General features: G+C 70.6%; 32 protein-coding genes. 3 read left to right on the top strand and 29 right to left on the bottom strand.

What is annotated here, in order from left to right; translation table 11 throughout:
• Positions 1-24 precede the first annotated feature (24 nt).
• Positions 25-1,353, top strand: a complete 1,329-nt coding sequence (locus tag AB1L88_RS15870) for a site-specific integrase (protein WP_367097654.1) — start codon at positions 25-27, stop codon at positions 1,351-1,353.
• Here the strand turns inward: AB1L88_RS15870 and AB1L88_RS15865 are convergent.
• From AB1L88_RS15865 to AB1L88_RS15785, 17 genes are all read right to left on the bottom strand, one after another.
• Positions 1,320-1,745, bottom strand: a complete 426-nt coding sequence (locus AB1L88_RS15865; RefSeq protein WP_367097653.1) for a DUF4326 domain-containing protein — start codon at positions 1,743-1,745, stop codon at positions 1,320-1,322. The two genes, AB1L88_RS15870 and AB1L88_RS15865, sit on opposite strands and share 34 nt — an antisense overlap.
• Complete coding sequence (locus tag AB1L88_RS15860; protein ID WP_367097652.1) at positions 1,742-2,092, bottom strand: hypothetical protein; 351 nt, start codon at positions 2,090-2,092, stop codon at positions 1,742-1,744. Before AB1L88_RS15860 ends, AB1L88_RS15865 begins: the two co-directional genes overlap by 4 nt.
• The gene (locus tag AB1L88_RS15855; RefSeq protein WP_367097651.1) at positions 2,089-2,394 is read right to left on the bottom strand and encodes a hypothetical protein; all 306 of its coding nucleotides are present in this window, start codon (positions 2,392-2,394) and stop codon (positions 2,089-2,091) included. Before AB1L88_RS15855 ends, AB1L88_RS15860 begins: the two co-directional genes overlap by 4 nt.
• 116 nt (positions 2,395-2,510) lie before the next feature.
• On the bottom strand, positions 2,511-3,062 hold the full coding sequence (locus tag AB1L88_RS15850) for a DNA N-6-adenine-methyltransferase (RefSeq protein WP_367097650.1): 552 nt from the start codon (positions 3,060-3,062) through the stop codon (positions 2,511-2,513).
• Positions 3,059-3,943 carry a site-specific DNA-methyltransferase gene (locus AB1L88_RS15845; protein ID WP_367097649.1) on the bottom strand — a complete coding sequence of 295 codons (885 nt, stop codon included), beginning with the start codon at positions 3,941-3,943 and terminating at the stop codon, positions 3,059-3,061. The genes AB1L88_RS15850 and AB1L88_RS15845 overlap by 4 nt, the downstream gene beginning before the upstream one ends.
• The gene (locus AB1L88_RS15840) at positions 3,943-4,731 is read right to left on the bottom strand and encodes a hypothetical protein (RefSeq protein ID WP_367097648.1); all 789 of its coding nucleotides are present in this window, start codon (positions 4,729-4,731) and stop codon (positions 3,943-3,945) included. Before AB1L88_RS15840 ends, AB1L88_RS15845 begins: the two co-directional genes overlap by 1 nt.
• Before the next feature lie 186 nt (positions 4,732-4,917).
• Entirely contained in the window at positions 4,918-5,115 is a 198-nt protein-coding gene (locus AB1L88_RS15835; RefSeq protein WP_367097647.1) for a hypothetical protein, read from the bottom strand.
• Between the two features lie 59 nt (positions 5,116-5,174).
• The gene (locus AB1L88_RS15830) at positions 5,175-5,516 is read right to left on the bottom strand and encodes a hypothetical protein (RefSeq protein WP_367097646.1); all 342 of its coding nucleotides are present in this window, start codon (positions 5,514-5,516) and stop codon (positions 5,175-5,177) included.
• A 3-nt stretch (positions 5,517-5,519) separates the two neighbouring features.
• On the bottom strand, positions 5,520-5,792 hold the full coding sequence (locus AB1L88_RS15825; protein WP_367097645.1) for a hypothetical protein: 273 nt from the start codon (positions 5,790-5,792) through the stop codon (positions 5,520-5,522).
• Positions 5,789-6,253 (bottom strand): hypothetical protein, encoded by a 465-nt coding sequence (locus AB1L88_RS15820; protein ID WP_367097644.1) that lies wholly within the window; start codon positions 6,251-6,253, stop codon positions 5,789-5,791. Before AB1L88_RS15820 ends, AB1L88_RS15825 begins: the two co-directional genes overlap by 4 nt.
• 14 nt (positions 6,254-6,267) lie before the next feature.
• A complete protein-coding gene (locus AB1L88_RS15815) occupies positions 6,268-6,624 on the bottom strand; it encodes a hypothetical protein (protein ID WP_367097643.1) in 357 nt (118 codons plus the stop codon).
• A complete protein-coding gene (locus AB1L88_RS15810; protein ID WP_367097642.1) occupies positions 6,621-7,085 on the bottom strand; it encodes a hypothetical protein in 465 nt (154 codons plus the stop codon). The genes AB1L88_RS15815 and AB1L88_RS15810 overlap by 4 nt, the downstream gene beginning before the upstream one ends.
• Entirely contained in the window at positions 7,085-8,359 is a 1,275-nt protein-coding gene (locus tag AB1L88_RS15805; RefSeq protein WP_367097641.1) for a hypothetical protein, read from the bottom strand. Before AB1L88_RS15805 ends, AB1L88_RS15810 begins: the two co-directional genes overlap by 1 nt.
• A gap of 86 nt (positions 8,360-8,445) precedes the next feature.
• Positions 8,446-9,777 (bottom strand): replicative DNA helicase, encoded by a 1,332-nt coding sequence (gene dnaB / locus AB1L88_RS15800; protein WP_367097640.1) that lies wholly within the window; start codon positions 9,775-9,777, stop codon positions 8,446-8,448.
• Positions 9,770-10,603 carry a hypothetical protein gene (locus AB1L88_RS15795; RefSeq protein WP_367097639.1) on the bottom strand — a complete coding sequence of 278 codons (834 nt, stop codon included), beginning with the start codon at positions 10,601-10,603 and terminating at the stop codon, positions 9,770-9,772. Before AB1L88_RS15795 ends, dnaB begins: the two co-directional genes overlap by 8 nt.
• 195 nt (positions 10,604-10,798) lie before the next feature.
• Positions 10,799-11,098 carry a hypothetical protein gene (locus tag AB1L88_RS15790; RefSeq protein WP_367097638.1) on the bottom strand — a complete coding sequence of 100 codons (300 nt, stop codon included), beginning with the start codon at positions 11,096-11,098 and terminating at the stop codon, positions 10,799-10,801.
• Between the two features lie 68 nt (positions 11,099-11,166).
• Entirely contained in the window at positions 11,167-11,424 is a 258-nt protein-coding gene (locus AB1L88_RS15785) for a hypothetical protein (RefSeq protein WP_367097637.1), read from the bottom strand.
• Between the two features lie 226 nt (positions 11,425-11,650).
• On the opposite strand from AB1L88_RS15785, the gene AB1L88_RS15780 reads away from it, so the two are divergent.
• Positions 11,651-12,109 (top strand): helix-turn-helix transcriptional regulator, encoded by a 459-nt coding sequence (locus AB1L88_RS15780; protein WP_367097636.1) that lies wholly within the window; start codon positions 11,651-11,653, stop codon positions 12,107-12,109.
• Here AB1L88_RS15780 and AB1L88_RS15775 read toward each other — a convergent pair.
• From AB1L88_RS15775 to AB1L88_RS15740, 8 genes are all read right to left on the bottom strand, one after another.
• Positions 12,106-12,366 (bottom strand): hypothetical protein, encoded by a 261-nt coding sequence (locus tag AB1L88_RS15775; RefSeq protein ID WP_367097635.1) that lies wholly within the window; start codon positions 12,364-12,366, stop codon positions 12,106-12,108. The genes AB1L88_RS15780 and AB1L88_RS15775 overlap by 4 nt on opposite strands.
• Positions 12,367-12,507: 141 nt before the next feature.
• Positions 12,508-14,652, bottom strand: coding sequence for a hypothetical protein (locus tag AB1L88_RS15770; RefSeq protein ID WP_367097634.1), 2,145 nt, complete (start codon positions 14,650-14,652; stop codon positions 12,508-12,510).
• 10 nt (positions 14,653-14,662) lie between these two features.
• Positions 14,663-15,697: a hypothetical protein gene (locus AB1L88_RS15765; protein ID WP_367097633.1), complete on the bottom strand. Its 1,035-nt coding sequence runs from the start codon at positions 15,695-15,697 to the stop codon at positions 14,663-14,665.
• Between the two features lie 16 nt (positions 15,698-15,713).
• Positions 15,714-16,019, bottom strand: coding sequence for a hypothetical protein (locus AB1L88_RS15760; RefSeq protein ID WP_367097632.1), 306 nt, complete (start codon positions 16,017-16,019; stop codon positions 15,714-15,716).
• Between the two features lie 3 nt (positions 16,020-16,022).
• Entirely contained in the window at positions 16,023-16,997 is a 975-nt protein-coding gene (locus AB1L88_RS15755; RefSeq protein ID WP_367097631.1) for a hypothetical protein, read from the bottom strand.
• A gap of 31 nt (positions 16,998-17,028) precedes the next feature.
• Positions 17,029-18,063: a hypothetical protein gene (locus AB1L88_RS15750; protein ID WP_367097630.1), complete on the bottom strand. Its 1,035-nt coding sequence runs from the start codon at positions 18,061-18,063 to the stop codon at positions 17,029-17,031.
• Between the two features lie 4 nt (positions 18,064-18,067).
• Entirely contained in the window at positions 18,068-18,436 is a 369-nt protein-coding gene (locus tag AB1L88_RS15745) for a hypothetical protein (protein ID WP_367097629.1), read from the bottom strand.
• Positions 18,433-18,945 (bottom strand): hypothetical protein, encoded by a 513-nt coding sequence (locus AB1L88_RS15740; RefSeq protein ID WP_367097628.1) that lies wholly within the window; start codon positions 18,943-18,945, stop codon positions 18,433-18,435. Before AB1L88_RS15740 ends, AB1L88_RS15745 begins: the two co-directional genes overlap by 4 nt.
• Here AB1L88_RS15740 and AB1L88_RS15735 point away from each other — a divergent pair.
• Complete coding sequence (locus AB1L88_RS15735) at positions 18,944-19,138, top strand: hypothetical protein (protein WP_367097627.1); 195 nt, start codon at positions 18,944-18,946, stop codon at positions 19,136-19,138. The two genes, AB1L88_RS15740 and AB1L88_RS15735, sit on opposite strands and share 2 nt — an antisense overlap.
• Here the strand turns inward: AB1L88_RS15735 and AB1L88_RS15730 are convergent.
• Genes AB1L88_RS15730 through AB1L88_RS15715 form a run of 4 tightly spaced genes read right to left on the bottom strand, consistent with a single transcriptional unit; the run spans position 19,135 to position 22,335 of the window.
• Entirely contained in the window at positions 19,135-21,186 is a 2,052-nt protein-coding gene (locus AB1L88_RS15730; RefSeq protein WP_367097626.1) for a hypothetical protein, read from the bottom strand. The genes AB1L88_RS15735 and AB1L88_RS15730 overlap by 4 nt on opposite strands.
• 24 nt (positions 21,187-21,210) lie before the next feature.
• On the bottom strand, positions 21,211-21,360 hold the full coding sequence (locus tag AB1L88_RS15725) for a hypothetical protein (protein ID WP_367097625.1): 150 nt from the start codon (positions 21,358-21,360) through the stop codon (positions 21,211-21,213).
• Positions 21,357-21,821 carry a hypothetical protein gene (locus AB1L88_RS15720; RefSeq protein ID WP_367097624.1) on the bottom strand — a complete coding sequence of 155 codons (465 nt, stop codon included), beginning with the start codon at positions 21,819-21,821 and terminating at the stop codon, positions 21,357-21,359. The genes AB1L88_RS15725 and AB1L88_RS15720 overlap by 4 nt, the downstream gene beginning before the upstream one ends.
• A complete protein-coding gene (locus AB1L88_RS15715) occupies positions 21,811-22,335 on the bottom strand; it encodes a hypothetical protein (protein WP_367097623.1) in 525 nt (174 codons plus the stop codon). The genes AB1L88_RS15720 and AB1L88_RS15715 overlap by 11 nt, the downstream gene beginning before the upstream one ends.
• Positions 22,336-22,382: the final 47 nt, after the last annotated feature.

Raw genomic sequence — 22,382 nt, 5'->3', positions numbered from 1 at the left:
CTGTAACCGCTTGGGGTCGACACGATGCCGGTCGAAGGCCGACCGCGATGGTTCCCGAGCCGGGCGTGCTGGCGCTACCGGTTCCGGGGACGGCAGTATTATTCGAAGGGGCTCGGTCCGAAGGACGGCCCGGCGGCGCGGCGCTGGGCCGACGCGATCCGGGACCAGGTCGAGCACGAGGACCAGGTCGCCGGGCGTCCCACGGTGGCGCGGCTGGCCGACTGGTTCCTGGTGGACGGGGTGGCGCGGGGCCTGACGAAGAAGACCCTGGCCGGCTACGACGAGATGCTCCGCTGGTTCTGCGCCTACGACCCGGACGGCCGGGGGGCGATCGGGGGGCGCCGGGCGGACCAGGTCGGCGCGGCCGAGCTGCGTGCCATGGTCCGGGGCTGGGAGCGGTCGGGCAAGGCGGCCCACTCCCGGGCCCGGCTGGTCCGGGTGGTCCGGGCCTGCTTCTCCTGGGCGGCCGACGACCGGCCGGACCGGGTCGATGAGCAGGGGCGGGCCTTGCCGAGGCGATTGATCGCCCGGGACGACATGGCGCAGGTCAAGGCGCCGAAGACCCCGGCGACGGCGCTCGACCGCGCGGCCGAGCTGGACGACGTGGCCCGGCTCCTGAAGTGGGCCAGGGCTGATGTCGAGCGGCCGAGGCCGATGGGGACGAAAGGCCGCTGCATCTCCTGCATGAAGGCCCGGCGCCCCGGACCCTGTCGCCGGGACCATTCGACCACGACGCGGATGCTCCGCGACATGCTCGTGTTGCTCCGCCTGGCGACGGCCGCCGGGTGTCGGCCGGGAGAGTTGTGCGCGGCGCGTTGGGAGGACTGGAACCCGAAGGCCTGGCCGGACCCGGTCTCGGGGGCCTGGTGGGGCGTCCTGAAGGTCTCGCACAAGACCGAGGGGCACACCGGCCGCAAGCGCGAGGTGCCCGTGCCCCCGGCCCTGCGCCGGGCGATCGAGCGGATCCGGGGGCGAGCCGGACGCCATCCCGAGTTCCTGTTCACCCACCGACGGGCCAAGGGGTCGACGGGCAGGGGCGCGGCCTCGGCCGAGGCGGGGGAGCCCTGGACCCCGAACGCGCTGGCCCGTCGGCTCCGGAGCTGGCGAGACGCCGCCGTCGAAGCCGGGGTGCCGATCCCCGAGGGCTTCACCGCGTACTGGCTCAGGCATGGATTCTACTCCCGGGCGGCCCCGGTCATCGGTGCCGAGGCGGCCGGAATGGTCGGGGGGACCTCCGGCGCGGTCGTGCGCCGGGTCTACCTGAAGGGCCGGATGGAGGACCTGACCCGGGCGACCGCCGCCGCCCGACGCCGACCGACTCAGGGGGCCTCGGGGAGCGAGTCGACGAGGTAGGCGATGACGTCGCAATGACAGGGGCGATCGAGGGGGCACCAGCAACAGACCGGGAGCCCTCGGAGTTGTTCGAGCAGGCCGGGCAGGCATTGACCGGGGAACCACCATTCGAGGATGTCTCGCTTGAAGCGTCGGGCGAACTGGAGTCCGCCGGGCTCGATGACGAAGGACGGGGACGGCTCCAGGAGCAATCGGGCATAGGCCTCGACGGCGTGGCCCGGCTCGGGGTGGACGAAGGGGTTGCCGAGCACCGTCGGCCGCCCCAGGTAGACGGCACCCGGGGGGATCCCCGGACGGCCCCTCACCCTCGTCCGCCGGACCCGCCTCGGGTGGGGGACCGGGCGGACCCGATCGCCCAGGGTGATCGACTCGGGCGTCACGACGATGGTCACGGGTGCCTCCGACCGGCCAGGACGGTCTTCCAGGATCCCCGAGGCAGGTGGTCCGGGCCGCCCTCGGGAGCGGCCCCGCGTCGGCGCCGGCTTTGGGTGGTCCGGGGCTCGGCCTTGGGATCGATCTCCGGCCCGGGTTCGGGCTCGACGCCACCGGCCGGGGCCAGGCTCCGGACCAGGGCGTCGTCGAAGTCGGACCGGAGGAACCGGGCGCGGCTCATCACCCCTCGGGTCGGGCCGACGCACCGGACCCCGAGGCGCTTGACGAGTTCCCAGGCTTCGCGGCGCGAGTAGCCGAGCTGCTCGGCCACCTGGTCGACGCCGATCCAGTCCGCTCGGCCGCTCATGGGGACGCTGCCTCCGGTTCGGTGGCGGAGTCGGGCGAGACGACGACGTCCGGGTGGTTCGGGTACTGCCTCCGGGCGCGGCCCAGCGCGGCGATCGCGTCGGCGGCCCAGACGATCCCGACCTTCTGGGCCTTGGAGTAGACCGACCAGGACGTCTCGACCGGCTTCGACTCGGCCGGGTTCGGGTCGATCCGGTGGAACTGGACGACCGAGCCGACCAGGTCCGCCGTCGGGACCGGGGACTCGGCGTCGACCGAGACGGTGACCAGGCGTCCTTCGACGCCGCAGATCCAGCCCTTCATATCACGACCTCTCCCTTCAAGGTGGGATGATGTTGGTAATTGATCAACGATGCATGATCGATCCGGGAGGCGTCGATCACCGGGTTCGGGGCAATCTCGGGCAGGCTCATCGGCGATCAGAGTCCATAGGGGATGCGAGGGGTCGGCTTCGTCCGGGGCCAACAGACGACGAAGGCCCCCGGCAGTTGGCAGCGTTGCAAGGTTTCGCGGTTGGCCGGTCCGTAGGCGACCAGGACCGAGGGGGCTCCGGCGTTGAAGGGGGCTCGGGTGCCGTCGGGGTGGTGATAGTGCAGACGCCCCTTGAGGAAGAGGCAGGCGTCGGCCCGCTCCCAGACGCAGCGGTGAAACTGCTCGGTCTCGGTCCGGGCGAAGATCAGGGCGATGCCGTTGCCGTGCCCGGCCAGGCGATCGAGCCACCGGCCGACCTCGGGGCCGTACGGCGGGTTGAGCCAGACCCGGCCGGACCAGGGGAGCGTCAAGCCGTCCTGGTGGGGCAGGGCATAGGACCGCTTCGCCGTGGCCCAGGGCATGACCGGCGGGCAGCACGGATCCAGGTCGAAGGGGCCGAGCGCCCGGATCAGCTCCGGGGGAGTGAGCCAGGTGTCGGTGGCCCCCCGGTTGGGCCGATGGTGGCCGCTCATGCCTCGGGAGTTGACGCGTCGGGTCATCGCCGGTCCCTCGTCAGGAGTCGGAGGGCGCCGAGGATCGCCCGGGTCGGATCCTGCTCGACGCCGAGGTAGCGGCGCCCTCGGGCGAGGCACTCGACGCCGGTCGTCGCCGTGCCCTGGAAAGGGTCGAGCACCAGGTCGCCGGGGTCGGTGCTCGTCTCGATGATCCGGGCCAGGAGCTTCCTGGGGAGCTGGGTCCGGCTCCAGGGGAGCCGCTCCCGGAACGTCCCGCAGAGGCGGCTGATGTCGTCCCAGGTGTCGGGGTGCAGGCGGCCCCTCGGGTTGGCGCGTCGGTCGCCGGCCTTCTGCCGGGCCGACATGCGGCGCAGCTCGGGCCGGCCCGGGTCGCGGATCCGGAGCCTGGGGTCGGGGCTGAACCAGAGCAGGTGACGGGTCGATCGCGAGAACCGGGTCTCGGCCGAGTTGTAGGTGCCGAACCCCTCGAACCATTTGATCCACTGGACCAGGTGCAGGGGCGGGGTGTCGCGGAAGGCGAACTGGCCGGATTCGAGGTGGACCTTGACCTCGGCCACATGCTCGTCGTTGATCAGGACGAAGAGCGAGCCGTCGGGGGCCAGGGCGCGGGCGGCCAGCGCGAGCCGGACCAACAACCAGGCCCGGAACTCCTGGACGGGCCGGTCGTCCCGGTGCCCGTTGCCGTAATCGAGCCCGAGGTTGTACGGGGGATCGGCGAAGACCAGCCGGGCGGCCCCGACCAGCGGCGACGAGGCGTCCCGGAGCAGGGGGGCCAGGGCCGTCGCGCAATCGCCGGTCAGGACCGACCAGGCCGGATCGGTCCGCAATGCTGGCAGAGGCGCGGCCGGCTCGCCGAGATCCATGGCGGCGGCCCCGCGCGTGTTCGGGTTGACCGTGGCGAGCATCAGGCGCTGAACTCCGGCCGGCCCCGGTAGACGCCGATCCCCGGACGGAGCTGATCGATCAGGTAGTGCGTGAGCGAGGTGAGCCCCGCCTCGGTCGCCTCGTCGATCGCGTCCGGGAAGGGGACCAGGGCGAGCGTCCCGCGCAGGGCGTCCACTTCCACGGCACAGGGGACCCGGGCGGCGTAGCCGTAGTTCCGCCAGAGGTTGGCCTCCAGGACGACGGACTCGGGCAGCTCGCCGTTGGCCGTGACCTTGCCGGTGATCTCGCGTCCGAGCGACTCGTCGGCCCGGCCGACCTTGGCCCGGACCACCGTGCCGTTCTCGAAGTCGACCCGCCTGACCTTCTCCAGGAGCGTCCCGGGCGCCAGGGCCCCCTGGAGCTGGACCCGGAGCAAGCGGAGGAAGTCGCGGTGCTCCATCGGGTCGCCGAGGTGCTCGATCGTCTCGAACAATGTCGTCTTGTGCATCCGGAGCGTGGCCCGATCGAGCCGCCGCTGGTCGTCGTCGAAGACGGCGACCACCCGGTCCAGGGTCGCCCAGACGGTGGTCCGAGACAGGTCGGGCTCGTCCCCCTCGGCGATCGGCACGTTCGCCAGCCGGCCGACCAGGGCGATGAAGTCGTCGATGTCCTGCACCTCGTGATCCCGGGCCGGGAGCGGCCGGGGGAACTCCAGGAGCTTGCCCGCGGCGAAATACCGCGTCAGGTCCGGGTTCTCGGCGGCGATCTGATAGGGCGCCACCGACTCCCGGGCCAGGGACGTCAGGTAGCGGAATGCTTCGGCGATCATGGTTCGGTTCCTTGCGTTCGTGACGGGTCTTGCGGGGGAGTCTGGATTGCCCGGTGGGCCCGCCCGTTGCCGCCGAGTTTCCCCGCGGGGCGGAAGATTGCGGGCCCTTGCGGCGGGCCCGGGGGTCGTGTTCCCGGGTTGATGTCCCGCCCCTGGCCGCCGGGCGCGGCCGGTGTGCCGCCGGGATCAGCCGCCGGGGTTCAGCCGAGCCCGGACCGCGGCGTCCTTCGCCTCGAGCAGCTTGCGGAGGGCGACGGTCCGCTCGGGGCCGGGCTCGACCGTGTCGCAGATCGCGGAGGCCAGGTCGCCGAACGGCTTCGAGATCACCTGGAGGCGTTCGGGGAGGTGTGCGTAGTCGAACCACTTCAGCATTCGATCTTCCATCGAGATTCTCCCGGGATGAGGGTGTGATGGTTTGGTGGGATCGGCATCCTTTCGGCCGATTACTCCTGGTCCTCGAACATCGTCGGGCGGGTGATGTCCGCGGGGTCGTCTTCATTGAAGACCAGGCCGCCGCCGCGTCGGATGCCCATCGAGTATTCGCGGGTCCGGAGCTTGGGCGTGCTGGCGACGACCTGCATCTGCACCCTGGCGTCGGTGCAGTCGCCGTCGGGATCCAGGATCGGGGTCACGGTCACCTCGAGGGTGACCTTGCGGGCCTTCTGCTCGCCGGGCCGGTCCAGGCAATCCTGGACGACCCGGGCCAGTTGCGTCTTGAACGCCTCGTTGACCTTGCCCAGGTCCAGCGTGTGCAGGGTTTCGAGCGAGAGCTGATGGAGCGGCATCGATCAGGATCCTTTCTTCGGTCGCGATCGCCGGAGCGACCGGATTGACAGTTCCCCGCACGCGTCGAGGGACACGAACCGATGGCGGGCGCGATAGCTGCGCACGCCTTCGCGGATGCTCCAGAGGGTCATCAGGCCCGTGAGCCGCTGGGCCGCGTCCCAGCGCGCCGGGCCTTCGGCCCGTCCCCACTGGTCGACGATCAGCTCGATCGCCGTCGCCAGCTCGTCGCGGCCGAGGGCCCGGTGATCCTCGATGACTTGTTGTTGGATGGTCATCGGCCGCCCTCCGGCTCGTCGTCCTCGTCGTCGGACGACGGCCCCCGCAGCGATGACGACGCCGCGAACCAGTGCAGCCAGGGGGCCCACGTCTGCCGGATCGACCGGTAGATGCGCTCGTCCTCCTCGGTCCACCGCAGCGAGCGGATCGCCCGCCGGCCGTAGCCCCGGGGGACCTGCTGCATCGAGCGGTCGCCGGCCGGGGCCCGGGCCGGGATCCGGGCGATCAGCCCCGCCTCCCTCAGGGCCCCCAGGTCGTTGTTCACCGAGGCCCGCCTGGTCGGCCCCCAGCCGAGCCGGGCCATGACCTCGCCCAGGTGCGGCACCCGGCCGTGCTCGGCCTGGAAGCCCCGGACGGCGTCGAGCACCAGGGCCCGACGCTCCCGGGCGACGGCGGATCGGTTCCGGCCCCTGGCCTGGCCCGGGGCCGAGGACCGGCCCCTCGCGACGGTCTTCGGCATCGCGTCACCTCCGATCAGTCCTTGAGGGTGTCGAGATAGGTACGCAACAGGTCGAGCCGATACTCCCCCTCGGTCTCGACGACCAGGGTCTGGACGCCCGCCTCGAAGCGCTGGATGCGGACGACGTCGGCGCCGATCGAGACGAACAGGGCATAGGCCCGCCGCCGGGCGAAGATCAGGTGGACGTACTCGCAGCAACCGAGGTGGAGGCCCGGGATCGGCAGGCCGTCGATCTCGACCAGGGGCAGGAGCGCCTTGACGGCGGCGACCGCGCCCCAAAGCGAGGCCGAGGGGGGCAATCGTTTGGCGGCCCTCCGGGTCGCCCCGACCACGCACGTCGCCCACTGATCATCCGACAGTGATACGTTCATTGGTCCTCCAGGACGATCCGAGTCCTGTATCCTTGCCCGTCGTCCGGGACGACCCTCGGGCACTCCCACTCGGCCCAGTCGGCGGAGTCGTCGACCAGGAAGCCGCCCTCGACGAGCGCGTCGAGCAGGCTCTTGAGCAGGTTGTCCGGGTCGGGGGGCTGGCCGCCCTTGCGGAAGGTGCCGTCCGGGTCGCGACGGGGGCCGAGGATGACGGTCACCTCGAGCCGCCTCCGGGTCGGCCTCGCCCCTTCGAGCAGGGTCGGGTCGGCGACCCCGGCCCGCTGCAGTCCCCGGAGCACGGACCGGGGGACGGCGACCCGGGGCACCCGGGCCAGGTCCAGCTCCTGGGCGACCCGGTCCCGGTCCGACGCCTTGGCGCGGTGGGCCCGGCTCCAGTGCCGCGTCAGGGTGTTGAGCGAGGCCGGGCTCCAGCCGGCGATCGTGACCTCGTAGCGGGCCATCAGGAGACCTCCACCGGCTCGGCGTCGGCCGGGAGGCCGAGGCCCAGGGATTTCGGATCCTGCTCGCCGATCCCGGAATAACCCGGATCGGTATAGCCTCCGACGAGCACGTCGCGGCCCCCGTCCGGGGTGCTGAACCGGCTATGCACGCCGTCGGTCTCCCACCAGAAGGGGCCGCCGATCTGCTCCAGGCCCCAGAGCAACGCATCGGCGCTGATGACCAGGGCGGCCGGCCGGGTCGCCGGGCCGGCCGCCGTCGCGGCGAAGGTCACCAGGCTCTCGCCCCGCTCGGCCCGGTTGCGGAACCGGACCCAATGCTGGCGGTCGTCGCCGGCGATCTCGACGAGCAGGGCGTCGCGCTGCATCGACCGGTCGCAGGTGATCGCCGCCAGCCTGACCGCCTCGACCAGGCGGCCCCGGTCCTCGTCGTCGGTGATCGCCAGGACCGGCGTGCCCGCCGCCTTCTCCAGGACCGCCCGCCAGGGGGCGAACCGCCCCTCGACCAGGCCGGCCCGGACCAGGTTGCCCAGCGACTGCAGCTCGACGAAGCTCGTGCCGTCGGTCGTCAGCTCCAGCGGCCCGTCCGGGGGGACCACCCCCGCGGCCAGCCGGAAGAGGCCGGGCTCGACGACGACCGGCCGCTCGGGATCGACCCAGTCGGCGACCGGGCCGCCCGTCGCCACCCGGTCCCGGACCAGCCGAGCCCCGTCGGTGCCGACCACATGGAATTCCTCGCCGGAGTCGTCGCGGTCGATGAGCACCCCGGCCAGGGCGTAGCGGTACGCCTTCGGGTCGGTGGCGGTCGCGGCCCGGAGCCCGGCCTGGATCAGCGTGTCGGCGAACGGGAAGCCCGCGCGGTAGACCGGGCTCGCCGATCCCCCCGCCTGGCGTTGATCGGGGTGCAGCGGGTGGGCCTCCGGGGTGACGCCCCCCAAGGTGAATCGGGTCCGGCCGGAGGCCAGGACCGCGCCGGGGTCCTGGGGGTTGGGCTCGATCGTCCAGTCGTCGAGCCGGAATGACCGCGCCGCCGACAGGAACCGCCCGGCGTCGATCGCCAGGCAGACCGGCTCCAGGTCGAGCGGCCGCGCCCCGATGACGTCGCGGTCGACGAAGCCCGTCGGGCCACCGGCGGCAACCCGAATCCGGTTCGAATCGTCGGTGTAGAACAGGACCGCCTGGAACGCCGCCGAGGGGGTCCGCTTGGGGATCGCCCGGATGGCCGAGGCCACCTGGTCGCAGAACGCGGCGGAATCCGTGACAATTGCGCGGGACATGGTTCGGTCTCCTGGTTGACGAGATCATCCTACAGGTTGAGATTCCCGAATATCCAGTAGGACCCCTGGTTTTTTCAACCAGAATTTCAACCAGACCAATCGGTCGCCGGGACGAAGTCGCGGAACCGGGGGTACTGGTCCTGATAGGCGAGCTGGACCACCCCTTCCGGGCCGCTCCGGTTCTTGGCGACGATCAGCTCGGCGTAGCCCACGCGGCCGTCGCGGTCGTCGGGCCGGTGGATCAGGAGCACGACGTCGGCGTCCTGCTCGATGGCGCCCGACTCCCTCAGGTCGCTCAGGCGGGGCCTGGGGTCGCTGCGCCCCTCGACCTCCCGGTTGAGCTGGGAGAGGGCCAGGACGGGCACCTCCAGGGTCTTGGAGAGCTTCTTCAGGTCGCGGCTGACCTGGGCCACCTGTTCCTGGCGATTGGCCCCCTTGCGCTCCTCGGCGGTGACCAGTTGCAGGTAATCGACCACGATCAGGTCGAGCCCGTGCGTGGCCCGCCGCCTCCGGGCGATGGCCGCCAGCTCGGCGACGGTCCGGCTCGGCGCGTCGTCGATCGCCCAGCGGGCGGCCCGGAGTTTCTCGTACACCTGCCCCATGCGCACGTGGTCGCCGGGGAGGAGCCCGTTCCCGTCGCGGATGTTCTTCCCGGCGACCGACGCGCGACTGGCCAGGATCCGGTCGGTCAGCTCGCGACGGCCCATCTCCAGGGAGCAGAACAGGACGGATTTGTTCAGTTCCAGGGTGACGAAGCTGGCGACGTCGATGCCCAGCGTCGTCTTCCCCTTGCCCGGCCGGGCGGCGAGGACGATCAGTTGGGCCGGCTGCATGCCGTCGGTCAGCTCGTCCAGTTCGGTGAGCCCGGTCACGACCCCCGTGAAGTTCCCTTCTTCTCGGGCTTGGACCCGTTCGATCGACTCGGAGGCCGCCTCGTAAGCCTCCCGGACCGTCGAGCCGCCCAGGTCCCGAGACGCATCCAGGACGGAGGTCTCGACCCGGCCCGCGATCTCATCGACGGTCAGGTAGCTGGGCGCGTCGTAGGCCAGGCGCAATCCCTCGGCCAGCGCCTCGATCAGGCACCGGAGCCTGGCCTTTTCCTTGACGATCGCGGCGAAGTGCAGGGCGTTGGCCGCATGGGGGACGGAGCCCGCAAGTTCGTCGATGAAGGCGTCACCGCCGACGCGCTGGTAGTCCCCGGACCGCCGCATCGCCTCGGCCACGGTCAGCACGTCGGCCGGCTCGCCGCGGCCCCGCAAGGCGGCGATCGTCTTCCAGGTGACCGCGTGGGCCTCCCGGTAGAAGTCCTCGGCCCGGATCAGGTCGGCCATCTCGTCGAAGCTCGTGCCGTCGAGCAGGGCGCAACCCAGGACGGCACGCTCCATCTCCAGGTTCTGGGGCGGGAGTCGGTCATTCATCGCCGAAAATCCTTGGTATCGAGGTTCTCTTGCGCTCGGGTTTGAAATACTCGACCGGGGCGTTGCGCTTCGCCACGGTCGCCGGGTCGGGGGGGATGTCGGAACCCTCCCCCCGCGCCCAACGCTGGAGGATCGACGTCAGGAGTGAGGGGCTGGGCATCGGCCGCGCACCGGCGATCTTCTTCTCGATCACGGCCCGGACGTGGTGCGCCGGGTAATCGAGCTTGAGCATGTCCGAGGCCCAGCGTCCCAGGTTGCCGCCCGACAGGTCGTCGGCCAGGTGACGGAGCTTGCGATGCTCGGCCGGTTCGGGAGCCTCGAAAGCCTTCGGAGGGACCGCGAACGGGTCCGTCGGGGGCCGACCCGGATCGGGTTCCGGATTCGATTCCGGAACGGGTTCCTCGCGTGCGTGCGGGCGCGAAGAGCACGCTCTTAATTCTTCTTCCTCTTCTTTATAAAGAGGGGGGCATTTGAGGTGCCCCCCTTGGGGTACTCCAGGTGCCCCGTCTGGGGTATTTGAGGTGCCCCCAATGGGGTACTCCAGGTGCCCCATTGGGGTATTTGAGGTGCCCCCCTTGGGGTACTCCAGGTGCCCCGTCTGGGGTATTTGAGGTGCCCCATTGAGGTACTGTCTGGCTTCTCGGAGCGACCGCTTCGCATAGGTGTAATCCTGGCCCGTCAGCTTCGCCAGCTCGGCCGGACTGACCGGCAATTCGCGCTGGGTTCGGTAGCGGACCAGGGCGAGCGCGACGGTGAACAGGGTGACCCGCCTCGGGTGATCCCGGTGGACTTGCGCCAGGATTTCCACGTCCGAAAAGTTCATCACGACCGTCGCCGTTCATGAGGTGCAAGCGTACCTTTCACGAGCACGGCCCCACGATCGGCGCCGTGCGTGCTGTCGTTGCGCTGCTGCCGTGCCTCAGCCAGGATGGCCACCCCAACGGTAAAACTCGTCGGGTCGCTCTGCTTCGTAGCCCCGGTTACCGATGTAGCGATCGATGATGGCGTCGTTGTCATCGCTTCACCGCTTCCTCGCCGCCCGCTCGGCGTCGAGCCGGCTGATCTCCGCGTCCAGGATCTCCAGGGCGTCGGCCAGTTCCGACCGGTCCGCGCTCCGGGCGGACCGGAGCACGGCACACGAGGCGGCGCGGAGCCGGTCGACCTGGTCTCGCAATCGTTGATAACTCGACCGGGGATCGCCCGACGACTCGCCCCGGATCCGGTTGCCGCCGAACCCGGCCCCCGGGCCGAGCTGCACGCGGCAGTCCCCCATCAGCCGGTAGGCGATCGCCTCCTCGAACTCGACACGCCGCTGTTTCACGAAATCAACCTCCCGAAATAACCCCTTGTCTCTTCCCGGGTTTCCCGAACAATCACCGGGACAGGCGTTCATTGTTCGTCGAGCTGGTCGCGGAGCCGCTCGACCCGGCGATTGAGGTCCCTGAGGCGCTCGACCAGGCGATGGGCATCGGCGGCGTGGAACAGGTAGGACTGGCCGACCCGCTGGATCGGCACCCCCTCGGCGACCGCGAAATAGGTCACCAGGATGCGCGCCACCCCGGCACGCCGCGCGATCTCGCCCGTCCCCAGGACGCGGGGGGGGGCATCGACTGCCGCCCCCTCCGCCTTCGTCGTCGCGTCCGCCATGTCACGATCTCCCCTATTCTGGATGACGGCTCAACCTGAAATAGGTTGAAATTCAACCAGGGAGATCGTAGGGCGGTCGGCCGGTCGGAATCAAGGGATCTGGTTCGGATTTCCCCCGGGCTCACGCCGATTCGCCGCGCAAGCCTGTACGGTGCTACAGTTTGCAGCACACGAGATTCCGGCCGTACAATGCGTCGTTTGACCGCCCGAACTGCGAGGCTAGACCATGTCCTACGGTTACATGATGCAGTATTATCAAGCGTTGATGGAGGATGAAGGCCTCTCCCAACGCGAGGTGTCCGATCGCATCCAGGAGCTCGCCCGGACGCTCGGCGACGACGAGTATCGGCGGCTGCATCAGACCCGGATCTCGAAGTGGATCAACGGGGAGGGGCAACCCGATGTCCGCGACCTGGTCTATCTCGCCGCCGTGATCGGGCGGCCGGTCAACGATCTGGTCTATTACCCGGGTTATGTCGGGCCGCCGGAGCCGGGCAGCCTGCCGGGGCGGGAGCAGGATAAGCTGCAGAAGCTCATCGCGTTGTGCGGCGGGGATGAAGTCGTCGAGGACGTGTTGATCGATTACCTGGCGAGCGTGCAACTCGGCCATGCCCGGGCGCACCTGCCCCCCGAGCAGGTCCGTCGCAAACGCGGACGGCCGCCGGGGCGGAAGTCCCAGGATTAGGCGGTCGAGCGCGACAGGGATTCCCGCTCCCGGGGGCCCGTGTCGGTCGGCGCGTGCATCGTCCCGCGCCATCGGAGCCGGACGTCCAGCGCCAGGAGCCCGACCTTCAGGGCGGTGCCCCGGCGATTCAGGCGGCACATCGCCCAGCGCGGGCCGTATCGGATGCCCACCTGGACCCGATGCGTCAGGCGGATGGCGGGCAGATGGACTTCGAAGCGGATGACCCGGACGCTGGACCGCCTGATTGCGCGCAACACCAGATCCACCTCCTGCCTGATCCCGTGACGGGAAGCCGCGATGTGAGGTCTTGGGATTCTACGGAGGATGAGTTGCCTGCATCAAGCACGGGACCTGGCCGTGTGTTTCTGCGTCAACGTGGTGTTTCCGTGTCAACGTGATCATCGGGTCGCGCGACCATCGGTAAGCTGTAATCGCGTGTATTGGCCTTGGTCCAGGTCCCAGGTCACCTGGACGATCCTCGGGTAGACCGCGGCGTCGGGGTCCGACCCGCCGTCGAGCCGGAGGCTCATGTCGTGGCCGACGATCCGAGTGATCCGGGCGCCGACCGGATAGGTGTTCGAGAGCCGGGGCAGGGTCATCGAGCCCGCGAAGACCGGGTAGGCGCTCGCCGCGCGTCGGCTGATCGCGTCACTCCGGGCCTGCTCCCGGTCGTCCCGGTTGACCTGGACATCCAGGTCGTTGCCCTCGGCGTCCTTCGCGCGTCGTCCGGGGTCGAAGTACGGGCTGGACGCATGGACCAGGTCGAACCGGTGGCGGTCCGAGGAATCGACCGCCCGGGAGACTTCGAACCGGGTCGGGCTGTGCGGGTCGCGGCCCGGGTCGGCCCGGACCGCGAAATCGTCCTCCAGGACGCAGACGAGCACCAGGGCGATGTTCCGCCGCTCGGCGCCGTTGGTGCCGTTGAGCCAGTCGATCAGCCGGAGGTGCCCGCCGTTGAGCTGCTCGACGTCCTCGTGGCCCCCGATCGCCCAGTCGTTCGGGTCGTTCGCCTCGACCACGATCCCCAGGCGTTCCTCGTCGAGCCGCCAGCCCCCCTTGATCCAGTAGACGTCCCCCGAGCCGTCCCAGATGCCCGGCGCCTCGCCCGAGTAATTGACCAGGATGCCGAGCATGGGCCGGCGAGGGCGCCCGTCCTCGTCGGCCGAGAGCAATCGCGACTGCGCCGGCCGGCGGCGCTGGGCGTAGTACCCCTGATTGAAGATGCCGTCGAACCCGTTGACGACCTCGGGGCCCTGCTCATACACCCCCTCGACGTCGCCCGGGTTGTAACGCCAGACCCCTTCCCCCGTCTCGTTGTACGTCCAGGAGCGGTACTTGCGCGGGTCGACGTCGGGCGACTCCTTGGTCCGCCGGAAACGCTCGATGTTCTCGGGATCGGCGTCGTCGGGCTCCGGCTCGAACCCCGGCAACAGGATCACCCCCATCTCGATCCGGGTCGGCGCGAAGCGGACCTGGATCCGGTTGACGAGCTGGGTCGAGTCGCGTTGGAGCTGCACCGCCGAGAGATTCGACCGGTTGGCGTCGAGCACGGACCCCGGCGGCTGGAGATAGACCACCCGATGGATCGGCCCGGGGTTCGGGTCGGTGACGTGGTAGAACGTGAGGTAGGTCTCCGGCCGCCCTTCGGCATCGGCCCGGAGCGAGAAGCGGAACCGGAAGCCGTGAGGAGCCAGGAGCTGCTCGACGAATTCCGGCCAGGTGCGGTCCTGGGCGGCCTGGTCGTTGATGACGACCCGGAGCCGATCGAAGGTTTCCGGGTCGTCCAGGTCGATCGGGTCCGCGCCGGTCGCGATGATCCGCGTCAGGGAGGTCTCGAGCTGCTCCGGCGTCGGGTTGGTGATCCAGGTTTCCCGGTTATTCATGGTGCCGAGGATCATCTGGACGGCGCGGTCGACGGTCCAGTAGGTCCGGGCCTCGGCCGGCAGGGGGACCGCCTCGTCGATGAAGACCGGGAAGGGGAGCCCGCCGTCCGGGGGCTCATATTCATAACCGGGCCCGGTGCAATTCGGCTTGCCGGACGGGTTGAACCGGCCGGGCAACATCGTCGGCACGGTCCATTCCGGATCGTCCCACCGCAATGCCTGGCGATACGGCCCCCCGAGGAAGGTGGAGTCCCATGCCCGGATCGCCACCTGCACCGCCCGGATCGGCACGGCCAGGCCGTCCCCGGTGAGCGACAGCTCGGGGAGCTTGATGAAGCCGTCGAACAGGTAGCGCAGCTCCCCGCTCGGGGCCGCGGCGACCACCACCACGCGGTCGTCCTCGAGCAGGACCCCCGGGCCCGAGGTGCCCAGCGAGACCAGCTTGGTGAAGCTGGTCGGCAGCGCCGGGTTGAGGAACGGATCCACCACATAGCGGAACTCGGCGTCGGCCGGATGCGCACCCTCATACCAGGTGATCTTCGTGCATCGGACGTTCGGCAAGGGCTCGAACGGCACATCTTCCTCGGGCCGATAGCGGTAGACCCCGATCGGGATCGGCTGCAGGTCGGCCGCCAGGGGCATCGGGTCGAAGACGGGCATGGGCGGGATCCTATGGGACGGGGGTCAGGACGCCGAGGATCCGGACCTGGCACCAGACCTGGGACAGATCGAGGAACGGATTCGCCGACGCGGAATACGACACATAGACCGGGCTGCTGATATTGACCACCTCCCCCGCCGGGAAGTCCGGATTGCCCGTGACTCCCAGCCACGACACGCCCGTCAGATACCCGGTGTTGATCGGCGGGAAGCCCGGGTCGGTCGAGACCGGGACGAGTTGGCTCAGGTAGCGATGCTCGGTCCCCGGGCCGGCGAAGAAGGGCACCACGCCGATCCGGCCCAAGGCCGAGCAGGTCGGCGACGGCGGGGGCAGGCCGACATACGTCCCCGGCGCGTAGATCATGCTCATGCGATAGGTCGTCGACCCGCCCGGGACCGGAGTCTGGAGGATTCCCTCGACCGTCGGCGGGATCGCGACCGGCACCTCGATCTCGCCCAGGTAATAGTTCAGCGCGTTCCCGATGACCGACGACTCCGACCCCCGGCCCGCCGCGACAAAGGGATTGGCCTGGTCGAGCGGGCCGATCCGGTTCAGGGTGCCGGCGAGCGGCTCCGAGAAGAAGACCGTGCCCGCCAGCGCCCCATTGTTTATGGGGTGCAAGACCGTCACCGTCCCCGAGAAGGCCAGGGTGTTGGGCATCGGGAGCCCCTCGCACGTCGTCAAGGGGGGTCGGCCCGGAGGACCGGCCGCGGCCCCGAGCCGCTTCCCGACGAACCGCCCGGACCGCGTCGGGAAGACGAGCACCTCATCCCCCTCGGTCGGCACCCCCGGACCGAGGACCAGGACCGGCACCCGATTCGACCCCGAGGCCGACCAGGACCAGGCCTCGCCCTCGGTCTCGGTCCAGGCCGGCCGGGACGGGTTGACCAGGAAGACCCGAGGGACGGTCGTCGGCATTGCCCCGCCGTCGACCACCCTGCCGACGAAGGGCCGGGGCTCGGTCCCCGCTTCCCGGCCGGCCAGGACCGACTCAATCGCACTCAGGCGAGCCCTTGCAAGGCGTAACTCTTCTGCCAGGTCCATCGATCAGGCCCCATCCTTACAGGACCGTGACGAACCGCCCCCTCTGGACGGGCACCGCCACGAAGTAGGTCCCTTGTCGGTTGCCGCCGATCCCCGGGGCCAGGACCGAGCCGCCCGCCGTGAAGGTGGGAGCGGCCCCCTCGGTTTCCTCGAACGCGACCCGGTTGACGGTCCAGCGAGCGACGTCGGTATTGGTCGGCACGCTCGCCCGGGAGACGACCAGGGCCAAGGCCTGGTCCCCCGGTTGCTCCAGGATCGCCGCCTGGCGTTCCATGGCGTCGAGCCGCTGCCGGATCAGGGTCAATTCCTCGGCCAGGTCCATCGATCAGGCCCCCCCCTTGATCAATCCCTTGGCCACCAGGGCTGCTCGGATCGACCCGAGCAGCCGGGAGAGCTTGGCGGCGTTGTCGTTGGCGGTCCTGATGTCGGTCCGAGCCGTGTTGACGCCGGCGGCCAGGCTCGCGATGGCGTCCTGCGCCACCCCGGCCCAGGTGATCAGGTCGTTGACCCGGACCCGGAGTTCGTCGAAGTTGTTGGCGATCTCGGCCTGGCTGAAGGACCCGCCGATCGACTGGATCGCCCCGTCCGAAGACCCCCCAGCCGACCCCGTCAATGCGGCCGGGGCGTCCAGGACGCCGATGGTCGACGTGGCATCCCCGTTGGAATCGTCCGTCAAGGCGGCGATCGTCGCCGCGTTGGCCAGGATGAAGTTCGCCGTCGATCCCGTCGTGCTGTCGGTCAAGGCCCCCTGGTCGGCGCCGCTCGCCTGGGCGACCGGGGTCGCCCCGTGGAAGGCGAGCAACTGGTTCGCGGCCGAGGCGACCATCGTCCCCGCCCCGGACGAGGCCAGGACCAGGTCGACGCCCGTGCCCAGGGTCACGTCCCCGGTCAGGGTCCCGCCCCCGAGCGGGAGATACGCCCCGGCCCCGGCCCCGAAGAGCCGGAGCGGCTCCCGCCGGTCGTAGATCGCGGTCACCGTCCCGGAGTCCGTCTCGACTTCGGCCAGCCTCAGGTGGGCCGCCCCCGGCCATCCCGAGGTGGACACCTGGAGATCCCCGGCGTCGTCGAGGTACAGGTAATTCGTCTCGGATGCCGACATGGCCACGGAGCCGGTCCCGGCGTAGGAGACCCGCTGGCCGTCGGGCGCCTCGTACGTCCCGGCCGAGACCTTGACGTTGAGCGAGGCCGACGGGAACTCGGCGAAGTCGACCGCCAGGCGGCCGAGGTATTGCGCGATCTTCTGGATCGTCTCGTTGGCGAACTCGTGCCAGTCCGGCTCGTCGAAGTCGGCCCAGGACAAGCCTGCATCTGTCCGATAAACACTCAAGGGATCATCCCCCCTCTTGGATGGTCGTGACGGTCGCGGTGACGAAGGTGTGGAAGTCGATCGCCAGGCCGTCGGTGATGTCGGTCTCGGCCAGCGCGCCGATGAACTCGACGTCGACGTCCGCCGTCCCGAGCGGCCCGCCGGTGACGGCGATGTTCCCGTCGAGCGGCGGGATCGACGACTCCAGGGACGTCCGGATCGAGGCCGCCGTCGCCCCCTGCGCCAGGCCCGCCGAGAAGGCCCCGTAGAGCACCGTCATGCTCCCGGCCGGGCTCGGCGGCGTGGTGCCTACGGCGGCGATCCGCTGGATCTCGTTGCTCGCCGTCGGCGCCCCGGCCCAGTCGGGCGAATGGCCCCAGGCGATCCGGGGGCCGCCGGCCGCCTGCTCGATGCGGACGCGGCGATGCCAGGGGTCGCCGGGGACGACGGTCGGCCCCCTCGGGGCCGCCGCCACGACGACCGACACCTCGGCCGCCGGGCCGCGCACGCCCCGGTCGTTGACCGGCACGATCCCGTAATGCCAGCGCCCCGAGGGCCGGTCCCGGTCCCGGAAGCGATAGCGGCGGGCCGCCCGGCCCCAGCCGCCGGAGCCCCAGCCGCCGGAGCCCCAGCCGCCCGTCTTGCCGGATCCCGAGACGGCGGCGACCAGGCCGATCGGCGTCGAGTAATCGATCGGGCCGTCGGCCTCGGACGCCCCGAAGACGTCCCAGCGCACCACGGGGCGGCCCGCGACCCGCTGATGCGGCCCGCCGGCCCAGGAGAGCGTCGGCCGCGTCCCGGTCCCCAGGCCCGCCGGGGCGGCCGGGGCCTGGAAGGTGCCCGCCTCGGCCTCGGGGACCGCCCCGACCCGGACCACGCAACGGCCCTCCGGCCAGGGGAGCACCAGGGACCGGGACCGGGTCTCCTCGAGCAGCCGCCCGTTGAGATAGACCTGATACCACGTCCCGGGCGGCCGCGCGTCGTCCCAGCGGGCGAGCAGCTCGACCGAGTCCGGCAACGCCTCCAGCCAGACCGTGATCCCCGACTCGTCGAAGGCCATGCGCTTACCCCGTCGCGAAGCGTGCCGAATAGGTCCGATACGCGCGGCCCGTCGAGTCGAGCATCGCGTGCCCGGCCGGCCGGAACTCCTCGAGCTTCATGCCCGGCCAGGCCCGGCCCAGCGTGTCGACCAGGACCCGGGGCACGCCGTCGTAATAGGTCCGGAACAGTTCCTCGGCCGCCGCCAGGCCCGCGATGCCGACCCCGTGCAGGACGCCGCTGGCCTCGGCGACCCGGCCGGTGAACCCGCCGTCCTTGCGCTCGGTGCCGTCGACGCCGAAATAGGTGTCCTTCTGCTGCCGGCGGGGGAGCTCGACCACGTTGATCGAGCAGTCCTGGCCGAAGATCGCGATGCCCCCGAAGCTCGGCGTCATCGGCCTTCCCCCCGGATCGCCCGGCGCAGGTGCTGCCGGTAGGCCTCTCGGATCGCCTTGCGGACGGCCGTGGTCGACTTGCGGTCCATCGCGAAGAAGGGCCTCTTCGGCTGTCGGGCGGTCCCGCGGTGGAAGTGCCCCATGACCTTCTGGCTCCGGGCCGTCGTCCCGTAGACGAAGGTGACCCGGTGGGGTTCAATGGTCGTCTTCCCCCCGAGGAACTGACGCTCGACCGAGGACTCGCCGGTCAGGACGCCGATCCGGGTCGGGTATCCGTTGCGTGCCTTCCAGGCGCGATAGGCCGGGTTGAGCCGCGGCCACTTCCGGTTGTTCGGCCCCTTGGCCGCCAGGAAGCGGTCGTGCAGGGCCGCTCCCGCGGCGAGCCGGGCCTCCAGGCCGACCGACTCGCCCTCGGTCCCCCGGCTCCGGAAGTCGAAGGATGCGGCCTTCCTCAGCCGCGTCTCCAGCTCGTCCAGGCCGCGATCGTCGAACACTGGAGCCCCGACCATGACACACCTCCCAGGCAAAGAAAACGCCATGCGGTGGGAATACTACGCCCTGCGGTCCCTGCTGTACGTCTGGGTCGTCCTCTGCCTCTCGACCACCCTCCAGGGCTCCGGCTCCGAGTCGCTCAGCCTGTCCGGGTGGATCGCGGTCGCCGCGCTGACGATCACCGCGCGGCGGCCCTGGGATCCGGCCTAACGGCCGCGTCCCCCCGGGGGCGGCGCCGGCGACGGGTCCGGTCGATACGTCCGATCGATCGCCCGCTTCAACTCGTCGATGTTGAGATTCAGCCGCTCAAGCGCCTTGATCTGTTCCCTGGAGAGCTGGTTGCTCTCGCCGATCGCCGAGGCGACGGCCTCCGCCTCGGCGAACTGGCCCTCCAGGGGATCGATCCCCTCCATGTCCTGGACGACCCGCATCAGCTCGGCGACCGCCTCCCGCGGATCCCGCCCCGTGAAGCGATCCGCCAGGAAATTCCGCTCCCCGATCAGGGGGCGCGCCATGTTGGACAGGGCGACACCGAGTCCGCTGGTCCTGGCGCGCAATTGTTCGTCGTTCAGGAACATGTCCGAACGATTGAGCACCTCGTCGATCAGCCCCGCCTCGGAGAGCTGGTCGACGATCATGTTGTACGCCCCGTATTCGAGGCGGATCCGCCTGCCGATCTCCGGGTCGGGGGCCATGCCCCGCATCAGGGGCCGGAAATAGTCCATGAGGAACGTCTGGCCCTGTTTCTCGTCCCCCATGGCGATCGCCCTGGCCTCGGCCGTCACCGTGGCCGCCTCGGTCGCCATCTCCTGGATCCCGGAGACCTGCCTGGCGGCCTCCCGGAACTGCTCGGCCCGGAGCAGTTGGCCGACGTCGGATTGGAGGAACTGGCGATTCCATTCCGCCACCTGGTCCCCCGCGACGGGCTGCTGGGCCTTCTCGATGCGTTGCTGCAGGGTCCCGAACATGGGGACCATCTCGTTGAGCGCCTTGAGCCCCTCGGCCGAGAACCCCGCCGAGACGAGCACCTCGTACACGTTGCCCGCCCGCGAGATCAGCTCCCGGCGGCTGGCGATCGCCTCCTCGGGCACACCGACGGCCAGGAGCTGCTGGTCGAGCGGGATGCCCCTGGAGGCCGCCTCGTCGAGCTTCTCGAAGATCGGCACCAGGACTTCGAGCCGCTCCATGATGTTCATGTCGCTCTCGACGCCCATCCCCTTGAGGAAGGTCATCTGCTCGGCGGTCGTCCCCTGGAGCATCCGGACGAGCTGCTCGATCCGCGTCCCGGCCGCCCCCGGCCCGGCCGAGAGCGAGGCCACGCCGACCATCGCGGCGAGTTCGGGCAGGGTCGGCACCATGCCCGTCCCCGCGTCGTTGACGAACTGGCCGGCCACCTGGAGCAGGGCGTCGGTCAGCGGCTTGTCGTTCCCGCGGCCCTCGACGAGGCCCATCCGGATCGCCTCGAGGGCCGCCAGGCCCTCGCCCGCGGACCCGATCTTCTGGAAGTTGGCCACCATGCCCGCCAGGTCGCCGCGCGTGGACGGGTCCGCCCCCTGCCGCGCCACCATCTGGGCCACGGCGACCGCGTACTGGTCGGCCACCTCGCGGGTGATGTTGCCCTTCTGCATCCCGGCAGGGAGCGACGACTCGAACATCATCGCGAAGGCCGAGGCGTCCTGGGCATTCATGCCGGTCTTGAGGCGCATCAGGAGGCTGCCGCTCAGGATGCCCGAGTCCGGCCCGGTCGCGCCCGTCAGCGCCGCCTCGCCCCGGAGGCTGGCGAAGTAATTGCCCGCCTCGCGCGCCGCCTCCCGGGCGTTCTCCTTGGCCTGCTCGAACGCCTGGTTGATCGAGTTGAGGACCGCGGCGCCGCGATTGAGCCCCTGGAAGGCGTTGGACATGGTGTTCAGGGCGCCCAGGAGCTCCTCGGTCGTCTCGAGCGTGTTCTCCTCCTCTCGCTGGACCGTCCGCATGGCCTCGGCGAACTTGCCCGCGAACACGTCGCCGACCTTCTCGATCGACTTCCGATAGCGATCGTAGACCGACATGGACTTGTTCACGTTCCGCTGCTCGGCCTGGTGCGTGGCCTCCTGGGACCGGCGACGTCGCGATTGCGCCTGTTCGTCCTGGGCGACCTCCGTCGCTCTCCCCCGCTGCATCTCGGCGCGGAGCTTGCGCACGGCGGCGATCGACTGGTCGATCCCCGCCTGGAAGGCGGTCGGGTCCAACCCGAGGCCCGTCTTGATCTCGTCGGCCATGTCCGCGTCCCCCGCTCCTGCGCCTCACAAGGCCGCCAGCCCCCGGCTCCGCGCCGCCCCCCCCATCTCGACGCCCCACTTCTCCGGGTTCGGCGCCCGCCCGGTCGCGACCCAGATGCCGACCATCTCGACCAGGTCCTCGTAGGCCAGGGCGTCGAACCGCTCCGGCGTCACTCCGTTGGCCAGGGCGCAGGCTCGGAGGTAGCGTCCGAGGCTTTTGGGCGGATCGATCTCCCGTTGACCGCGGCCATCAGGGCGCGGAGCCGCTCCGTCCCGTCCGCCTCGTCGTCGGGATAGACGACCAGGAGCCGCTCCAGGTCCGCGTCGGACAGCTCGTACCGCTCGCGCAGGAGCAGGGCCGCCATCGGGAAGAGGACCGAGAAGACCTCGGTGTCGGTCCGGGCCCGCCCGAGGCGTTCGAGCTGCTCGGAATACTTCGGCCCGAACCGGCCGTCCACCGTCGCCAGCGAGACCTCGCCGTCGGGGCCGAACCGGGGCCTCAGGCCCGGACGCGCCCGGGCCAGGAACCAGGTGTGGCCCCCTTCCAGCTCGACCGGGATGCCGTCCTCGGGTGCGAGGCCCGGCTTGAGCCGGGCCTCGGGGGTCAGGTCGCGCGCTTCGTGCTCAGGAGTCATTGCGTGCCTTCGGGGTGACCGCCTCGGGGGTGTCCTTGCCGTCCCTGGCCCGAATCAGATCCTTCCGCCTCGCGTCGACCGCCGGGTCCTCGACCGGGACCGGATCCGGCAGGTCCGGCAGGCCGATCGCCGCCTCGTCCACCAGCCGGCCGACGAGCGCCCCGTCGGCCAGCGGCGTCATGGCGTAGCGGCAGCGGCCCGCGAAGGGGTGGTCCTTGGGGAAGTTGATCGTCGCGTCGAAGTCGTCGACGACGAACAGGTCGTGCTGCGCGTACGGGCCGGCGTGGATCTTCCGGGCCCGGAGCCGGCCCAGGTCGTCGGGGCCGAGGCCGAGCAGGTGCCCGTAACGCCGGTGGACGTGGCGCATCATCGTGCCGTGCAGGTGGGCCATCGGCTCGGACGCCGGGTCGCGGCCGGACTTCCGCCGGGCCTCGGCGGCGACGGAGCCGAGCAGCGCCTGGGGGATCACCAGGCAGTCGTACGGGTCCTTCGGCTTGGGCGCGGTCTGGCTCATCGGGGGGCGCTCCAGGGGTTGGGTGCGGTGGTCGGCCGGTCCTCCCG

It is taken from the genome of Tautonia sp. JC769 (assembly GCF_040717455.1).
Lineage (GTDB): Bacteria > Planctomycetota > Planctomycetia > Isosphaerales > Isosphaeraceae > Tautonia.
The sequence above is the reverse complement of the archived record's forward strand: the minus strand, read 5'-3'. Positions and strand labels throughout refer to the sequence as shown.

Excerpts from the sequence above, each read along its gene's own strand:
- AB1L88_RS15720 (WP_367097624.1), bottom strand. The coding sequence starts at position 21,821 with ATGACTCCTGAGCACGAAGCGCGCGACCTGACCCCCGAGGCCCGGCTC.
- AB1L88_RS15770 (WP_367097634.1), bottom strand. The coding sequence starts at position 14,652 with ATGCCCGTCTTCGACCCGATGCCCCTGGCGGCCGACCTGCAGCCGATC.
- AB1L88_RS15820 (WP_367097644.1), bottom strand. The coding sequence starts at position 6,253 with ATGCCGAAGACCGTCGCGAGGGGCCGGTCCTCGGCCCCGGGCCAGGCC.
- AB1L88_RS15740 (WP_367097628.1), bottom strand. The coding sequence starts at position 18,945 with ATGGTCGGGGCTCCAGTGTTCGACGATCGCGGCCTGGACGAGCTGGAG.
- AB1L88_RS15850 (WP_367097650.1), bottom strand. The coding sequence starts at position 3,062 with ATGACCCGACGCGTCAACTCCCGAGGCATGAGCGGCCACCATCGGCCC.
- AB1L88_RS15805 (WP_367097641.1), bottom strand. The coding sequence starts at position 8,359 with ATGTCCCGCGCAATTGTCACGGATTCCGCCGCGTTCTGCGACCAGGTG.
- AB1L88_RS15860 (WP_367097652.1), bottom strand. The coding sequence starts at position 2,092 with ATGAGCGGCCGAGCGGACTGGATCGGCGTCGACCAGGTGGCCGAGCAG.
- AB1L88_RS15715 (WP_367097623.1), bottom strand. The coding sequence starts at position 22,335 with ATGAGCCAGACCGCGCCCAAGCCGAAGGACCCGTACGACTGCCTGGTG.
- AB1L88_RS15765 (WP_367097633.1), bottom strand. The coding sequence starts at position 15,697 with ATGGACCTGGCAGAAGAGTTACGCCTTGCAAGGGCTCGCCTGAGTGCG.
- AB1L88_RS15780 (WP_367097636.1), top strand. The coding sequence starts at position 11,651 with ATGTCCTACGGTTACATGATGCAGTATTATCAAGCGTTGATGGAGGAT.
- AB1L88_RS15870 (WP_367097654.1), top strand. The coding sequence starts at position 25 with ATGCCGGTCGAAGGCCGACCGCGATGGTTCCCGAGCCGGGCGTGCTGG.
- AB1L88_RS15845 (WP_367097649.1), bottom strand. The coding sequence starts at position 3,943 with ATGCTCGCCACGGTCAACCCGAACACGCGCGGGGCCGCCGCCATGGAT.
- dnaB (WP_367097640.1), bottom strand. The coding sequence starts at position 9,777 with ATGAATGACCGACTCCCGCCCCAGAACCTGGAGATGGAGCGTGCCGTC.
- AB1L88_RS15810 (WP_367097642.1), bottom strand. The coding sequence starts at position 7,085 with ATGGCCCGCTACGAGGTCACGATCGCCGGCTGGAGCCCGGCCTCGCTC.
- AB1L88_RS15785 (WP_367097637.1), bottom strand. The coding sequence starts at position 11,424 with ATGGCGGACGCGACGACGAAGGCGGAGGGGGCGGCAGTCGATGCCCCC.
- AB1L88_RS15745 (WP_367097629.1), bottom strand. The coding sequence starts at position 18,436 with ATGACGCCGAGCTTCGGGGGCATCGCGATCTTCGGCCAGGACTGCTCG.
- AB1L88_RS15830 (WP_367097646.1), bottom strand. The coding sequence starts at position 5,516 with ATGCCGCTCCATCAGCTCTCGCTCGAAACCCTGCACACGCTGGACCTG.
- AB1L88_RS15815 (WP_367097643.1), bottom strand. The coding sequence starts at position 6,624 with ATGAACGTATCACTGTCGGATGATCAGTGGGCGACGTGCGTGGTCGGG.
- AB1L88_RS15760 (WP_367097632.1), bottom strand. The coding sequence starts at position 16,019 with ATGGACCTGGCCGAGGAATTGACCCTGATCCGGCAGCGGCTCGACGCC.
- AB1L88_RS15840 (WP_367097648.1), bottom strand. The coding sequence starts at position 4,731 with ATGATCGCCGAAGCATTCCGCTACCTGACGTCCCTGGCCCGGGAGTCG.
- AB1L88_RS15735 (WP_367097627.1), top strand. The coding sequence starts at position 18,944 with ATGACACACCTCCCAGGCAAAGAAAACGCCATGCGGTGGGAATACTAC.
- AB1L88_RS15750 (WP_367097630.1), bottom strand. The coding sequence starts at position 18,063 with ATGGCCTTCGACGAGTCGGGGATCACGGTCTGGCTGGAGGCGTTGCCG.
- AB1L88_RS15855 (WP_367097651.1), bottom strand. The coding sequence starts at position 2,394 with ATGAAGGGCTGGATCTGCGGCGTCGAAGGACGCCTGGTCACCGTCTCG.
- AB1L88_RS15825 (WP_367097645.1), bottom strand. The coding sequence starts at position 5,792 with ATGACCATCCAACAACAAGTCATCGAGGATCACCGGGCCCTCGGCCGC.
- AB1L88_RS15730 (WP_367097626.1), bottom strand. The coding sequence starts at position 21,186 with ATGGCCGACGAGATCAAGACGGGCCTCGGGTTGGACCCGACCGCCTTC.
- AB1L88_RS15835 (WP_367097647.1), bottom strand. The coding sequence starts at position 5,115 with ATGGAAGATCGAATGCTGAAGTGGTTCGACTACGCACACCTCCCCGAA.